At 46.6% G+C, this 16,312-nt stretch carries 12 protein-coding genes; 7 read left to right on the top strand and 5 right to left on the bottom strand.

Annotated elements, in window-relative coordinates; all coding sequences use genetic code 11:
- Nucleotides 1–32 precede the first annotated feature (32 nt).
- Together Q0852_RS09940 and Q0852_RS09935 are read right to left on the bottom strand one after the other, a co-directional pair.
- Entirely contained in the window at nt 33–3,155 is a 3,123-nt protein-coding gene (locus tag Q0852_RS09940) for a chondroitinase family polysaccharide lyase (protein WP_299017819.1), read from the bottom strand.
- A gap of 34 nt (nt 3,156–3,189) precedes the next feature.
- A complete protein-coding gene (locus Q0852_RS09935; protein WP_299017816.1) occupies nt 3,190–4,545 on the bottom strand; it encodes an autotransporter outer membrane beta-barrel domain-containing protein in 1,356 nt (451 codons plus the stop codon).
- 309 nt (nt 4,546–4,854) lie between these two features.
- Here Q0852_RS09935 and Q0852_RS09930 point away from each other — a divergent pair, with 309 nt between their 5' ends.
- From Q0852_RS09930 to Q0852_RS09920, 3 genes are all read left to right on the top strand, one after another.
- Nucleotides 4,855–6,348 carry an OprD family outer membrane porin gene (locus Q0852_RS09930; RefSeq protein WP_299017813.1) on the top strand — a complete coding sequence of 498 codons (1,494 nt, stop codon included), beginning with the start codon at nt 4,855–4,857 and terminating at the stop codon, nt 6,346–6,348.
- Between the two features lie 435 nt (nt 6,349–6,783).
- The gene (locus tag Q0852_RS09925) at nt 6,784–7,530 is read left to right on the top strand and encodes a DUF6250 domain-containing protein (protein ID WP_299017810.1); all 747 of its coding nucleotides are present in this window, start codon (nt 6,784–6,786) and stop codon (nt 7,528–7,530) included.
- Between the two features lie 32 nt (nt 7,531–7,562).
- Nucleotides 7,563–9,101, top strand: coding sequence for a sulfatase-like hydrolase/transferase (locus Q0852_RS09920; RefSeq protein WP_299017807.1), 1,539 nt, complete (start codon nt 7,563–7,565; stop codon nt 9,099–9,101).
- Between the two features lie 64 nt (nt 9,102–9,165).
- On the opposite strand, the gene Q0852_RS09915 is transcribed toward Q0852_RS09920, so the two are convergent.
- Complete coding sequence (locus Q0852_RS09915; protein WP_299017804.1) at nt 9,166–9,753, bottom strand: hypothetical protein; 588 nt, start codon at nt 9,751–9,753, stop codon at nt 9,166–9,168.
- Between the two features lie 107 nt (nt 9,754–9,860).
- Nucleotides 9,861–10,784 carry a DUF808 domain-containing protein gene (locus Q0852_RS09910; protein ID WP_299017801.1) on the bottom strand — a complete coding sequence of 308 codons (924 nt, stop codon included), beginning with the start codon at nt 10,782–10,784 and terminating at the stop codon, nt 9,861–9,863.
- A 357-nt stretch (nt 10,785–11,141) separates the two neighbouring features.
- Between Q0852_RS09910 and Q0852_RS09905 the strand changes: the two genes are divergently transcribed.
- The 3 genes from Q0852_RS09905 to Q0852_RS09895 all read left to right on the top strand — a co-directional run bounded on the left by Q0852_RS09905 (nt 11,142) and on the right by Q0852_RS09895 (nt 14,334).
- Nucleotides 11,142–11,627 (top strand): cytochrome c oxidase subunit 3, encoded by a 486-nt coding sequence (locus tag Q0852_RS09905; protein ID WP_299017798.1) that lies wholly within the window; start codon nt 11,142–11,144, stop codon nt 11,625–11,627.
- A gap of 120 nt (nt 11,628–11,747) precedes the next feature.
- Nucleotides 11,748–13,679, top strand: a complete 1,932-nt coding sequence (gene ftsH, locus Q0852_RS09900; RefSeq protein WP_299017796.1) for an ATP-dependent zinc metalloprotease FtsH — start codon at nt 11,748–11,750, stop codon at nt 13,677–13,679.
- 262 nt (nt 13,680–13,941) lie between these two features.
- Nucleotides 13,942–14,334 carry a hypothetical protein gene (locus Q0852_RS09895; RefSeq protein WP_299017793.1) on the top strand — a complete coding sequence of 131 codons (393 nt, stop codon included), beginning with the start codon at nt 13,942–13,944 and terminating at the stop codon, nt 14,332–14,334.
- Nucleotides 14,335–14,495: 161 nt separating this feature from the next.
- On the opposite strand, the gene Q0852_RS09890 is transcribed toward Q0852_RS09895, so the two are convergent.
- Nucleotides 14,496–15,248, bottom strand: coding sequence for a class I SAM-dependent methyltransferase (locus Q0852_RS09890; RefSeq protein ID WP_299017789.1), 753 nt, complete (start codon nt 15,246–15,248; stop codon nt 14,496–14,498).
- Nucleotides 15,249–15,826: 578 nt separating this feature from the next.
- Here Q0852_RS09890 and Q0852_RS09885 point away from each other — a divergent pair.
- Nucleotides 15,827–16,207 (top strand): hypothetical protein, encoded by a 381-nt coding sequence (locus Q0852_RS09885; protein WP_299017787.1) that lies wholly within the window; start codon nt 15,827–15,829, stop codon nt 16,205–16,207.
- Nucleotides 16,208–16,312 lie beyond the last annotated feature (105 nt).

Here is a 16,312-nt window from a genome sequence, read left to right as displayed (position 1 = left end):
CAGGTAACAGACCAGTTATCTCGCAATCGTGATTAAATTTTGCCAAGTTCTATATCAACGCCTTCAGCACGAACCGTTGTCACATTCAACAAGGTTGTGCCATCAGCGCGGGCTGACAATTCAACCCCGGCAGGCAGTTTGCCAAGGGATTTCCACTTTCCTTTGAGCACCAGCTTTGTGGTAACAGGTGCTGCGCGGTTGTCCTTCCACTGGCGGGAATAGATACTCACTTCTTTTTGCTCACCCTGAGCGTTGTATTGACTGAGATCCTTACCCTGATACAGGTTCAAATCAGGATTAACCACGGAAAGGGAAAGTTGCTTGCTATACGGTGTCACCATTACCATCACAGGCGAATCTGTTGACTTAACAAGCCCGTCATCAATGGATGCAGAAGACTCAAATAAAGCATATGCGGTTGTGTTTGAAGCACGATCCCAGACGATATGCGCATTTTTGTCCTGCTTTTTAACCAGGTACGGTTTCTGCTTTGACTTGAACTGGCGGTTAAACTGCTCGATCTCCGCTTTTGAAGCATCAACCAGTACCGCATATTCATATTTGCCGTCTGTCGGTGCCTTACCATGATCCAGTACCGCTGTCGCAAAACGACCACGGGTTGGTTTACTGTCTTTCTGGCTGACAGACTGCTGCTCACCGACACTCAGGCTGACGGTTTCACCGGCGGGAATGAAGTAGGCATTGTGCTGAGGATCAACCAGTAGCGACGGTTTAATGCCACGGTTAATCGTCAGATTGTCAGCTTCAGACACCGACTGACGATTGGCTTTCACACTGCCTTCACCCTCACGCAGCACGCTTTGGAACAGCGTTGTCTGCGTCGGGTAACGCAGATCCCGGGTGTGAATATTACTGCCAAGGGAAACGATCCGATTATCAAAGAAGAACACCGATTTGTTGGCGCCGAATGAGGCATCATATTTCGGATGACCTTGCAGCTTCATCGCAAACATACCGTTGTCCTGATGGCTCAGCGAGCCGGAGTAGGCTTGCTCCGAAAACAGCATTTCCTCAAGGCCACTAAAGGAATCAACGTTGCGCAGTTTCGCTCTCAGCTCATTGAAAGGCAGCTGCACCGCCGTTGTGCCCGGCCAGCGGTTCCAGTTCCAACCGTCATGGCTAAATGCCCGCTGCTTGCCATCTGCCCCCATAATTTCCAGCTGGCCATAATTGATATAACGGCCATAGCGGTTGGCATTGGCATAACTTTCATTGCCTACCAAATAACGGCTGAAACCACGGACGGCGGCTACCCAGCCATCTCGTCGCTGAATCGACAAATTGGCAAAGTTCATTGACCAGTGCCCGGTCGGCGCTGCTGTTGCGCTAAGCCCCTGTTTTTTCAGGTAACGGCTAAAAGCATCTTGTTTTTTCGACATGCGCAGATAAGAGCCGGCCATATCAGTATCAATCTGTGCCTTGCCGTCCGGAGTGCCCGCCATCGCCATGTGTCTGAATGGCGACAGGTCGATATCCTGTTTCTCGACAGGATGACGGCCATTTACCGATACCAGAGTCAAAGCGTCGTTACTGTAAACCTCAGTCATAGCAACAGCGTGTTTGACGACCTCGTGGGCAGCCGGGGTAACCGAATAGCTAGTACGGCTCAGCGCTTCGATAACTGGTGTCAGCCCGTTTAGCGCTCCCTTCCCATAAGCCGGATAGTGCTGAGCATGGTGGAATATAGAGCCGTCGCGCTTAAAGCCGCCGCCGAGGCCATATGAATTAGTGATTGAACGGGACAACCAGAAACTGAACTGCGCCAGACGCGCAGCCCTGATCTGCTCATCAGGCTGCATCAAAATACTGTAAAGCATACCGCGCAGCTGGGTATTCATGACATCAACATTAAAATTCGTCATCTCAGAATCAGGGCGGTAAACCCGGCCAGTCAATGAAAACCAGGACATCATCTCACTGACTTCATCCAGCAGCTGGTTTTCAGCCAGCAAATCGCGGCTGAGGAAGTGCGCCTGAAACAGCGCCCGCAAGCTATAGCCCATATGGTGGGCGGTCCCCAAACCGCTGCTCGCCGCTAAGCCCTGATCGAGAGCATAGCGGGTCAGGTTGATATACATCTCCCCCAAGGTATGTTTTTCCAGGGGGGGAATATCACTTCGCATGGCTTTTGCCAGTTCCAGCATATACTCGCCATAGTTGCGGATCTCAGTTCCACCAAAGACAGTGTCGAAACCTTCCTCGTTGAGCAGACCTTTATTCACCCCCTTATCAAGGAAAATTTTCAGGCGGTTTTTATTACTTAATGGCTTGCCGGTAACGACGCCATCATTCTCGGTCAGTTCATAGGTGCCGTACTGACTGCGCAGTTGAGTCAGATCCGGTGTTGCCGCCTTAGCGGATAAAGCAAACTCTTCCAGCTTTTGATTGATGGTATGGATTGATTGGCGGTCAAGAGGCAGCTCGGCGGTGTCACCTTTTGCACCATCAAGGAATGTCTGATAACGATACAGTGCCAGCCAGTGACGGTTTGGCGCCGTATCAGATTCAGTATTAATATAAGGTGCAACCGCATCACGGGTTGGCCAGCGGGGATCAACCGGGATGCTCAGCATCACCTGATCAAGATAAATCTGCCCGGCCTCCATTCCTTCAGGTACAGACATCTGCATATAGTTCATCCCTTCGCTGGGAGTCCCTTGCATATCGGAAAACGGAATCAACAGATGGCGCCAGCCGGTAAAACTCATATTGATATCAAACGATACCTCAGCTCTTTCGTTCGTTCCGAATTCAAATGTCAGCTTGCTATCCTGAGCCGCCGGATTATAAATCCAGGCAGAAAACGTACTTTGCGACTGGTCGCTGTCGTTGGCAACAAACGGTTTGTAACCGACAGGCTCCGAAAAGGTCAGCTTCGCACCGGGCTCATAGTGCCACTCAAGACTGGTCGAGCCGTCCTTAAAGTGCGAGCGAGACAGTGAAAGCGTACTGTCCGGTGACACGGAAACGGTTTCGGGTAGCCCCAACTCAAAAAAATACATAATACCGCCCGGCTGATAATACGATGTTGTATCAGTCACGGAGGTTGCACTTCCCGCTTCGCTTTGGCTGCAACCACTTACAACCGCAGCAGTAACCAGCAATGCCAATTTGGATAATTTATTATTTTTCATTTACTTATAACCACGTTCAACAATCAGCAAATCATTAAAAGGAATACACTGCACGCCCATAAAGCATCATATTTTCCGCCTTGTCGTCCCACTCTCTCTCGGCACTGAAACTCCAGCTGAAACTGCCGTTGGTTTCCCACAGCAGGCTGGCATAAGCCTGATAACGGGTGTCTTCACGCTCAGCGACACCGACTGTAAATTTCTCGCTGCCACTGACAAGGTGAGCAGTTGATGTCAGCTCATCATCAAGCATTTCAAAAGAGGCACCAGCACCAAGGCGGGTCTGGATCACGCCATAATCAAAGTAAAAACTGTAGGACGCTTCCAGCCCAAGACCGAGGTTCAATTCCTGATAGCTTTGCTCGTCGTAAGCCAGTGCGGCAGGGGATCCGGAAGACCGTTCCGGCTCTCCCTTATTGTTAAATTCGCGGATATAGTTTTCGGCATAATCTTCAACCTTCACCCAGGTGTAATTAGCCGATACGGTTGGCAGCAGAGCGAAGTTTTGCCAGTACATTGGATACATAGCATCCAGTTGCAAGGCGATATTCTGACTATTGAAGCGGGCCGTCGCATCCGTCTTGCCGGTATAACCTGTGCTTTCTCTAATCGCCCGGTGAGCAGTATTCGCACTCCAGCCAACAACTCCCCGGCCACTAAAATACCAGTCTGACAATACCGTGGTGGCGTATAGCGAGGCCAGATAGGAATCAATCTCCGTTTTGTTGTTATACAAACGACTTGCTGCATCCACCTGCTGCTGGCTGAATGCCACCCCCATCACGGTATCTGCAGACAATATTTTTTCGAAACCAAATGCAGCGCCAGAGGAAGTCGCGTCAAAACCGTCGTAACGGTTAGTTCCATCAGACTTCACCGGCATCATATAGTCTGATGACAGGTAGGTAGCCCATACAGACGTTCTGGCAAAATCTCCCAAGATGTAGTCTGACGTACGCTTACGCAGCGTATTGGTAAACAAATCCTGCGCCTGAATCACACCATAAATATTTGCCCCGCTCTGGTCCGGCGTCAGTTCTCCCGCCAGACGCGCAGCTTGAGCATCTGTCGTTGCCGACGCCAGTAAAGCTTTTAGCTCCGCATTATCTTCGCCTTCAGCCTGTTCCTGTATACGACGAATAATGTATGCCTCAGTTGCATCAGCACCACCACTTACCGCGTTATCGGCAATCCCCATCCGAGCAGCGGCCTGGGGTGCATTCGCAGTCTTCACCTGCTGATACTGCGTAAAACTTGTCAAACTATTTAAGTCAGTAACCAATTCACTGGCAGTTGCAGCATGGAAGCCCCCACCCAAAAGCAACCCTGTCGCCACAGCAACAGAGAGCAAAGACTTCTGCTTTGTTTTTCTGGCATTTTCTACTGCCATTTTCTTTTCCTCATCCACATATCAAAATCGCCTATATCCCCTCCTTGAAATATGACTTAGTTCACATTCGTGGCAAGAGGAAGACTTTCATTCCCTTTCATACTATGTTTTGCATTTTCTTTTTTCAGTGATCTTGATTTTGTTTTTTCACTTTGCACTTATTTTTACTTTCGTGACAAACAGCACGAAAGAAAGCGAAAGCAAGCGGTAGGATGAATAATAGAAAATTAAAAAGTACGCATTTGACAACATATTCACTCGCCATCGTGAATTGTTGTTCGGTATTGAAACACGGAGTAGAAGAGAAAAATGTTTCCTATAACAGGTGAAAAGGATTGTAGTAAAAGCAGTACCAAAAAAGTTTTACTTTCTGTTTTACTAACATACCTCACCATATTTCCACTAGCAGGACACACATCCGTTATTAGCCAAACTTTTGACGATCTGACAACAGGGGATATAACAACCGTTTCTCTGATCAACTATTACAAATCAACAGAGAAATATACTAAATACGCACCGAAAGACATTGAAGGTATATACCACCAACATGAATGGGGACAATCTGTCGGTTTATTCTATAAGTCAGGTAAACCCCGTATCGGGCAGACTCCGGTAAAAACCAACTTCAACGTTGGCTACGGTTATGTGTTTGAGCTAGACACGTCTTATCCGGGCGATGTTCATAACTGGAATGCCGGAGAAAAAATCTTTAAGAGTAAAGACTGTTTCTGGACCGGAAAAGAACCAGGAACAGGCCAGTACAAATGTAATGAATCAGAAGGGTACGGCAAACTTCCAGTCGCCAATATTCAGTTCAGCTGGGGCTCCGGCAGCATGAAAATCGGAGACGGTTTCTATACCGTTGGCTTGATTTCAACCGCCGATCACGATGATGCCCTGCTAGCCAGCTACCGCGGTATCATGCTGAAACAGAACTATCAAGAATACTTATTTGATGGTGCATTTGTTACCGACTTTATGGCCGGCAATGAAGATAAAATGGGAGATTTAAGAGGTAATTCAAACTATTACGACATTAACCCTCTTACTTACGATAATCTGTATACCGCACGTGTTCGCCGGAAATTTGGTAACGACGGCGGCTACCAAATCGCCTACGGAGAAGCAAAAGATTATCTGCGCCGCTACCATACCGATGCCTGGTACACAATGGGGCTCGCCCCACAAACCAGCCTGTTCATGAAAGCGCAATATTATTACAACCATGAAGCAGGTGATCTGTGGCAAAAAGAACTGGAAAAAGATCTAGCCAACTTCCAAAGCTATGCCTCGGCTTTAAGCTACGAGTTTCAACTAGATCATGATGCCTGGTCGCTCTGGTACGGTTTTACCAAGATCAACGCACCACTGGATAGCCCGGATAAAAATGGTAGTTTCAGCTACGGTTTCGGTAATGCCAAAGGGTGGTTAAAGTTACCGACAACTGGCGGCTACCACGGCTTCCGACGCGACGGTACCGAGGCAATGGTGGTCGGCCTGTCTTATGATTTCCGCCATCTTGGATTGCAGGATCTGGAATTATCCTACCGCTATCACTGGGCAGACTCACCAATAAAAGGGAAAAACAGTGGCGATATCGAATACGGCAGTGAATATGAGCATGTCATTGAGGCTAAATATATTCCGAAATCCGGCATGCTAAAAGGACTTAACTTTAACTTCAAACAGTCCTTCTACCGACCTGATGACACCATTGCCCAACTGACTTCAGAAGATATTCCAAACAAAGCGGATAAAACAACAATTAAACTGATTATTGGTTATAGCTTTAATTTATAATTTATCTCTTACGCTCAAAAAAGGACAAGACTCAAAGCTTGTCCTTTTTATATACCCATCAAGTGGCATACAGCCTGTAAATATTATTATCAGTGCAATATCGACATTTTTCCCATCGGGGCTTCTTTATTATTTCATCATTGTTGTAAATATATTCTGATATTTATTACTGCCTCAAAGCCAATTATTTCAGCCCCATCATTAATCCAACCTTCCCTTTCTGTGATCTCCACACTAGTTTAAATAACTTCATTAACTTACGATACGAAAACAAACGACAACCGAAAATTTCGAAAGTTAGTTTTCGGTGAGTTAATAGCTTTATGGCATTACCGCTTCAATATGAAACGCGAACAAAGCAAATTTTAATAGCTGCCTTTGCAGCAGACATCTCTTCACCTCAAAAAAACAAGAGTAGACGTAAAGATGAAATCTATGACAAAACTGACGCTTGTTGCTGCTCTGGCTTTTGCCGGATTCACTCAAGCCGCGACATCTGTTGATCCGCAACCACATGATCCACAAACACAGATCAACCCACAAACGCTGATCAACGAAAAAGGCACATTGCTTTACAGCGATAACTTCAACCAGAACATGAAGCAATGGGTTGTAGAGAAAACAGACAAAACCCAGGTGTCATTAATCAACCAGGAACTTGATATTGATGACGGGGCCGGCGTCACCATCTGGTTCAGAGAAGATATCCAGACACCTTCTGTTATTGAGTTCAACGGGGCGGTTGTTGTTAACGGCGGAGTCAATGACCGGGGAACTGATCTTAACTTTTTCTGGATGGCCCAAGAGCCGGGCAACAACGACTTTTTCACGAAATCTGCCTGGCGCGGCGGTGACATGCGTAAATATGACCCGATGCGCCTCTATTACATCGGCTACGGTGCCAACGACAACAGCACTACCCGCTTCCGCCGCTATCCAGGCGATGGAACCCGCCCGCTACTGCCAGAATATGACGTTAACGAACAAGATTTCATGAATGTGCCAAACAAACACACCAATATCAAAATCGTCAATCTCGATGACAAGATCCTGGTGTTTGCAAACGACAAACAACTTTATGAAATCAAAGATAAAGAGCAGTTCAAATCCGGTAAGTTTGGCTTTAGGACCTGGAAGAGCCACCTACGCATTGATGATTTCAAGGTGTACTCACTGAACTAACATGCTCTAAATACAAGGATGCAATCAATCTCATGTCCATCACCAGACGTAATTTCATCAAAAGCATTGCAGGAGCTGCCGCAACAACGACGGCCGTTGCAGCGCTTACCGGTTGTCAGGACGCAGAAACCGCAGTCCAGAACACACCTAAAGGCAAACCAAAAAATATCCTGCTCATCAGTGCCGACCAGCTTTCCCGCCATGCTATCGGTAGCTATGGCAACAAAGAGGTACAAACACCGTCTATCGACAAAATCATACGTAGCGGCACCCGGTTTAATTCAGCCTATTGCGCGTACCCACTTTGCGGACCTTCCCGAGCCTCATTCTGGACCGGACGCCTACCTCACCAGAACGGCGTGCACGGCAACAACAGTCCGAACATTCCGGAAACAATGACAACGCTTGGAGAACTGTTCACTCAAGCCGGATACGAAGCTGTCCACTTTGGTAAACGCCATGACTTCGGTTCTCTCAAAGGGTTTGAATGCAGCGAGCAGATTGAGATAGATATTGATGCTCCAGAGGCTTTTCCTGTTAACTATGACTCGCGGGAAGATGTTTACGCTGAACAAAAAAGCGTTGAGTACTTACAGAAAAAGCATGACAAGCCTTTCATTATGGCCGTCGACTTTAATAACCCACACAACATCTGTGGCTGGGTAGGCGCCTTTGATGGCCCGCACGGTGATATCCCGGGTCTGGGCCCACTACCGCCCCTGCGCAACAACTTTGAAAACCTGGATGCCATTACCGAACGGCCACCAGCAATCCAGCATCTGTGCTGTACACACCACCGGATGCACCAGGCGGCTCACTGGAACGAGCTGAATTACCGCCAGTATCTGGCTGCCTACTACCACTACACCAAAATGGGTGATGATTCTATTAGCAGGGTTCTCGATGCCCAGGCAAAATCTGATGCTGCCGACAATACCCTGATCATCTTCTTTAGCGATCATGGTGACGGAATGGGAAGCCATCGTCTGGTCACCAAATTCAACTTCTTCTATGAAGAAACAACCAATATTCCGTTTGTCATATCCGGCCCAGGAATACCTGAGGGCAAGCAGAACGACGAACTGGTTTCACTCTGCGACCTAGTGCCAACCCTATGTGACTATGCCGATATCGAGGCACCTGAAGGTTTATATGGACGCAGTGTACTACCTCTGCTGACAGGAGAAACGCCTGCAGACTGGCGCGAGGCCGTGGTCAGCCAGTGGTATACCAGCCGCGAAATGACAGTAGAACCGGCACGGATGTACCGCACCAAAACCCACAAATACACGGTTTACCAGGAAGGTGGGGAAGAACTGTTTGATATGGTCACAGACCCGGGAGAGACCCGCAACCTGGCAACCGACCCGGCCTATAGCGACCTGCTGAATACTTACCGTCAGGCATTTTCCGACTACACGCAACAGTGGGTCGATCCGTTCAAGGCTCTTGCTGTGAATGTGGATCTGAAATGGCGGGCTCATGCGCCAGGCTACGAAAACCATGAAGGCGCCTGCGCGATTGATGCTTACTTAAAAGCCAAAGAAGCCGCAAAGAAGAGCAATACCTAATAAACACAACGTAAATGCGAGAGTTTACTACCGAACTCCCCGTTATAAATAGCGGGGAACTATTTTAGTCAATTTTCTCGTAGGTCTTAGCCATTTCTTCCGGAGCGATACCATAACCGCCATCCGTAAGGTAACCATCCTTGTAAACAGTCATCCCCGCTTCGTTCCACTCAACAGCAATAACCGCAGTTTCACCATTCGAACTACCGAGCAATGCTAAGATCTCATCAGTGATAGGTATCGCCTTTATGGTTTTATTCTTTTGGAAGGGCATAAAGCGCATCAACTTCGGCAGTTCACCGTAAGTTTCCAGCCATTTTTCCTTTGGCACTAACCACTCGTTGAACACTGCACCACTGACAGGTTCAGGGTTACGCGTAATCACATCTCCAAAGGCGATAACATTTTCAGTTTCCAGTTTTGGTTTACCATTTTCATCAGCTACAAAGCTAGGAAGAATACGGCCGATTTCACGTGGGTGTGGCAAACGACCGTAAGTTAACGCCTTTTTACGAAACACCTTGGCAGAATAGAACTCAGACATCACTTCAGGAATATCCTGAAAAGTCACCGGGGTTGTTTCAGCAACTGCATGAAAGCTCGACACACTCAAAATGGCAGCAAAAGTCGTCGCAAGCAGGGCGTTTTTCATTATTTTTCTCTATTCATCAGGCAACATAACCCGGCTATATTAATACCAAATCCATCGGTAACATAACTCCTATAATAAAAAGAGGTTATATAGCATCAAAAACCAACTCAAGATCGCAATTTAGCTACCGCTTTCATTCGGCTAAGAACAGAAAGTGTACCGAGAACCATGCCGCCGGCTAACACACCAATCACGCCATTAAGTAATGCCGGAAGCATCACTGCACCACCGGGGATCATCGCTGTTCGCTCTGTCAGGAGATGAACCAGTTCGTGGGAGTTTGGAACACTATGGACGACAATCCCGCCGCCAACCAGAAACATCGCAATGGTGCCTACCACGGCAAGCGTTTTCATCAGATACGGAGCAGCATTAATCAAAGCATTTCCCGCTGCATGTTTCATCGTACTAACATGATTATTTCTAACAAGGTATAGCCCAAGATCATCAAGCTTAACTATGCCTGCGACCAAACCATAGACACCAATCGTCATCAGTACCGCAATCAGGCTGATAACCAGGAGCTGAGTCACCAGGCTATTTCCCTGTACCGTTCCTAAGGCGATAACGATAATTTCGGCAGACAAGATAAAGTCGGTTCGAATCGCGCCTTTGATTTTCTGTTTTTCAAACTCGACGAGATCTTCAGCCTCATCCATCCCCTCCAGAAAGTCCGAGTCTTCGAGTTGGGAATGATAAGACAATTTCTCGACTATTTTCTCAGCGCCTTCATAACACAGAAACAAACCACCAATAAGTAGCATCGGGGTGATAAGCCAGGGCGCGATCGCGCTGATCAGTAATGCTGCCGGAACCAGAATCAGCTTATTCTGAAACGAACCTTTTACCACCGCCCAAACGACCGGGATTTCCCGTTCAGCCCTGACTCCCGACACCTGTTGTGCATTCAGTGCCAAGTCATCCCCCAGCACACCCGCGGTTTTTCTCGCTGCAACCTTGCTCATTATCGCTACATCATCCAGTACGGTCGCAATATCATCTAATAGCGTTAATAAACTTGCTCCTGCCACATACCACTCCTAACAGTCAGATTTTTGAGTGTATTTTTTAACAATAGCGAACGTTCTCTTATTTGCATCAAATAGTTTTGTGATTTACCGCCCATAGTTCGATATGTTTTCAAAAACGGATATCTACTGTTTTCACCCTTTCATATAAAAGCCGTGTATTAAAACCAGATTGTTGCTCGCGGGGTATTAGTTACTCCGCTAAGCTAATTGATGATTAATAATAGTAAGCAACAACAATTCATATTTTGGGGTTCATTTCCATCACACGTTTTTCAGGGATGGTGATTCGTTACCGCCACAAACCCGCTCGGATTAGACCCGGATGTCCCTCACTGACTGGCAACCACTTGGTGAGCCGTGGCAGCTCAGTGTCAGCACGACTATGCTTATTCTGAATTGCGTGGCTATGCATTAAAGTGTACGCCCGTGGGGCATGAAGAAGGCGCGGCCCAATTCGGTTCCAGTTTCTTTATGATCACTGGCTTTCACGGTCTCCATGTCAGCATCGGGGTTCTGTACCTATTGATCGTCGCCGCCAAAGTCTGGCGGGGTAATTATAAACGCAGCGGGAATTACGAATTTGTTGAAATCGCAGGTCTCTACTGGCACTTCGTCGACTATTTCCACCTTGAAGGCGTGTTACGCTGGATCCTGATCTTCATGGCACTCAAAGCCGGACTAATCGCCAGTATTTTCATGCACATGCTGTGGGAAAGGCTGACTCTGGTCTACACCATCTTCCTACCGCCGCTGGTATTACTTGTCTTTGTTGTCCTAATGGCCAGCGAGGCCGACTATATATTTCAGCTAAGAGAGCTGTTTTTCAGTGAACAGAGAGGTTAACAAAAGGCGCCTAGCAAATCTCAGACAAGTGACACCGTCTGCGCCTGCTACATTTAAGCCAAGGCATAGCATGACCGTGTATGCCGCTCACAGTACCTTGGCTACCAGGCAGGAACGTAGATGCCAGAAGAACCTCAAGACCCCAAAAAAACACCAGACATCCAGAACTGGATCATCAATGCGGTTCTCGTTTTTGCTTTGATCATGTTTTATTTTTTGCTAACGCAAGATTCAAATACGACTCCATCGAAAAGCATTCCCTACAGCGAATTCAAAGCACTACTGAGTGAGGGCAAAGTGGCTTCTGTCACTCTCAAGGGCAGTAAAGCAGAAATATCGCTATTGCAGGAAGAATCCATTGGCCCACAAAAAAAATTAAGCCGACATTTCGAGACCCGCATTCCCGATATTGGCGACGAAAACCTGTTACCCGCCCTTGAAGCACAGCGCATCGAATTGAAAGTCCTTCCGCCGGACGACGAAAGGGGGCTATGGCTGGTTATGCTAAACTTACTGCCGTGGATACTGATTATTGCCTTCTGGTTCTGGGCCATCAACCGAGCTCAGCAAAACATTACAGGCGGGCTCGGCGGCAAAGGTAAACTGGACTCTTTCCTTCGCGGTTCACCGCGAAAATCCGACATTCCCAATGTCACCTTTGATGATGTCGCCGGACAAGACTCAGCCAAGCGAGAAGTGGCCGAGTTGGTAGAATTTCTAAAACATCCCAGCCATTTTCGCCAGCTCGGAGCTGAAGTGCCGCGTGGTGTGCTGATGATGGGGCCTCCGGGCACCGGTAAAACTCTGATGGCGAGGGCACTGGCCGGTGAGGCCGGAGTCCGTTTTTATTCCATATCCGGTTCTGAATTTATTGAAGTCTTCGTGGGTGTGGGTGCCTCGCGCGTCCGCCATTTATTCGAGGAAGCGAAAGAAAAATCACCGGCGATCATCTTCATCGACGAACTGGACAGCATAGGCCGTACCCGGGGCACCGGACTCGGTGGCGGCCATGACGAACGCGAACAGACCCTGAATCAAATCCTCGCCGAAATGGATGGTTTCAGCGGCCATGAAGCCATCATCGTGCTGGGAGCAACCAACCGCCCTGATGTGCTCGACCCGGCGTTACTACGCCCCGGCCGCTTCGACCGCCATGTAGTATTGGAACTGCCGGATCGCAACGACCGCATTGCCATCCTGAAAGTCCATACCCACAAAATGCCACTGGATGACGATGTCAGCTTTGAGCAACTCTCCGCCGGCACACCCGGTTTCTCAGGCGCTGATATCAAAAATCTGGTAAACGAAGCTGCAATGTTTGCCGCCCGAGATAAATCCACCAAGGTCAGCATGGCGCATTTTGATGAAGCCAGAGACAAGCTGATGCTGGGCACCGTACGTACTCTGGCAATACAGCCCGACGAACGCCATCGCCTTGCTGTCCACGAATCCGGCCACACCCTTGTGGCTTATTTCCAGCCTGACGCCGACCCGATTTATAAAGTCAGCATTATTCCACGGGGACGGGCGCTGGGTGTTACCCACCAGCTACCTGAGTATGAACGCTACACCCTGTCTGAAGGCTATTTAAAAGCGCGACTGGCAGTAATACTGGGCGGGCGCAGTGCCGAGCAAGTCATGCTTGGCAGCATCAGTTCCGGTGCCGATGATGACATTGCTCAGGCCACTGCGCTGGCACGAGCCATGGTTTCCCGCTGGGGCATGTCGAAAGAGATTGGCCCGGTCGATCTCCGCGACAGCGAATCACACCCGTTTTTAGGCAAAGAAATCGCCCAACCGCGGCACTTTTCCGAAAGCTCAGCCCAGTCTGTCGACAAAGCCGTAAAAACATTCCTCGCAGAAGCTGAAAAACAGGCAATAGATTTAATTGCAAGCCACAAGAAACAACTGGAAATCTTAATTCAGGATCTGGAACAACATGAAACCTTAGATGGCGAACAAATTAAGGTTTGTTTGGGAGATAAGGTTCATCCGATAAAAGCGAATAGCGCAAAATCGAAAAGCTTAAAGAACGACAGAACAAAGTCATAATAGTTGGTATAGCGAAGTTAATTTAATATAGCTCTCAACAGATTAGACTAAATTACACACACATTATAAATAATTATTTTCTCAATGACGCTAACTTCAGATTAGAAGCAACATTAAGTAAAAACATCATAATCATTTTACTATTATTAACAATACAAGCGTTATTAGATTTAGAAATCCTTTACATATCTTTGATGCTACATTCGATTATATTTTAATAAGCTAGGTTTACCCTGTTTTATTCTTGCTGAAGGGGTTCCTCATGAAAATACTGTTACTAACAACACTATTTACATTCACTGTTAGCGCTACACCCTATGTGGGCATATTCGGTGGGTTTGTTGATTCTGACCAGGTAACAGGACTAACGCTTGGATATGGTGGGGAAGTGTTAGCAGCCGAAGCACGCATTGCAAAGGGGTGGGATTCTGACCTAACTGGCATCTACGGCAAAGCAACAATTCCAGTTGTAATCAGCCCTTACATGCTTATAGGGTGGAGTGATATTGACACAGATGATGGCCTATCATGGGGAATCGGAATTTCTTACGATGCAGGAGACAACACAAGCCTCTCGGCTGAATATTTGGCTTATACCGGCTACTTTCAACCTGATGAGCAAGGTGTAAATTTCGGCCTCACCTACAAGTGGTGATATATAGAGCCAACTCATCACCGCCATATTGTCAGATCTGGTTATATCATTTATTTCAAAACGAACCACAAAATAACAAAACGGAACCTGGTGAGTTCCGTTTTTATTTGTATTCATTTTGATGAAATGACGAATCAGCTTTTTTGGCTATACTTTCCTAACTACACCTTCTCAGCAATGTAGAAGCCGTAGCTAACAAAATCTTTGTACTTCTCATACAGATCAATTTCAGCCAGGTGTTCCTCTACCAACGCCTTTGCAGCTTCAGGCCTGTCTAGATGTTCCGCCATAAAAGATACAAAGCGGGCTTGTAGCGGCTGATAATAATTTTCCAACCAACAATGAATACCTAACGGAAAATAACCCAGCAGCTTATAGCCGTGCTTTTCCAGCTGAGTTATTTTTACTGCTGCGGGTGCCACTTCCGGATACTCGCTAGCCCAATGACGGGTAATCTCCTCCGGCCGCTCTTCTGTTAACCAGGTTAACTCAGAAACCACCAGCTTACCGCCCGGTTTGAGGTATTTGCGCCACTCGCTAATGCCTTTTTCGAACCCCATGTTGTAGATAGCGCCTTCAGACCACAACACATCGAAAAATTCTTCCTCGAAAGGCAAATCTTCCATATTGCCAACTATCGGCGTGATCTTGTCGCCAACCTGCGCCTGCACCGCCCTGCATTTTAGCGTTTCAATAAACTCAGGAAGAAAATCTACAGCCTGAATGGAACAATCAAAGTGCGTTACTAACTCAATTGTCGACGCCCCGGTGCCACAACCGATATCAGCAATATTAAAGGGTTGCTCAGAGCTCAGACCGGCAAGACGAGCCGCAAGCAGCGTTTCTTCTTTCCCGCCAGGCCCCTGACGATATTGAGTGATGTGCAGTTTAATTAATAGTTCTAAATCGTTCATTATATGATCCTAGAGCTCACTAAACTTAGTGGCTGATTTATGGCAATATTACACTTCAACAATTGCATGTTCCAATGTAATTGGAACATGCAATCACAATGGTGATTTTATCCCCGAGAACATTTCAGCTGAATATAATCGATGAATATACATTCGACATATAACGCATACTTCAATGACATTTGAGATATAAGTTCAGATTCTTAGCTTTCATAAACTTATCCCCCATGCGGGTGATGTATTTCTTTTTCAGCCCACCTAACATCATAGTAAATGAAGCCTTAATTCGATTTCGTCGCAGAAATTCAATTGATTTTAACGATATACGATCCTTTTAATTTAGGTACTACAAATAGAGAGGATACAATTTGTTTTAAAAAGGAGGTATGTATGATGTCAAAAAAACTAATACTTTTCGTAATTATCCTCGCTTTTTTCACGGGTTGCACTGCCAGTGATAGAGAGTTTATGCAAGAGTGGATGGAGGAAACAACGAATCAGTTAGAACAAATGTAAGGTCATCGAATTGCAATTGTACTTAACGCTTCATTACTTTCTATAGATATGAGGTAATTACAATGTCCAGATATATAACTAGTTTCGTTGTAGCACTAAGCGTATTGTTTTCTGCTTCAACACTGGCAGGACAAAGCGCTATGGGTTGTATTAATGTACAACAAGATGGAGATAAAACTTACTTCAAAAATAGCTGTAATTATAAAGTTACAGTTGCGTGGTGCTCAACAACAAGAAAAATTAATGGTAAGCGGTGCGGTCAAACTAAAAGTGATTGGAATAAGTATTATACACAGATGTTTGTCCTTGATGGATATGAAAAAGACTACAAATGGCAAACTGGAGATGTTCGATATGCTGCCTGTAAGGGCTTTATCAATGGTTGGGATGCTGAAGGCAAATTTAGTAGCGATAGAGGAGGCAGATTCAGTTGCACTAATTAATTAAATAATTAGTTTGTTTTTAGATTAATACCTGCCGGGATAAGTAATAATTCAGATGATTTCGTAATATAAAGTTCAAGTATTTATGCTGATTGGTATAAAATC

It is taken from the genome of uncultured Photobacterium sp., assembly GCF_947502415.1.
GTDB lineage: Bacteria > Pseudomonadota > Gammaproteobacteria > Enterobacterales > Vibrionaceae > Photobacterium.
This window is presented reverse-complemented; position numbering and strand designations above follow the sequence as displayed.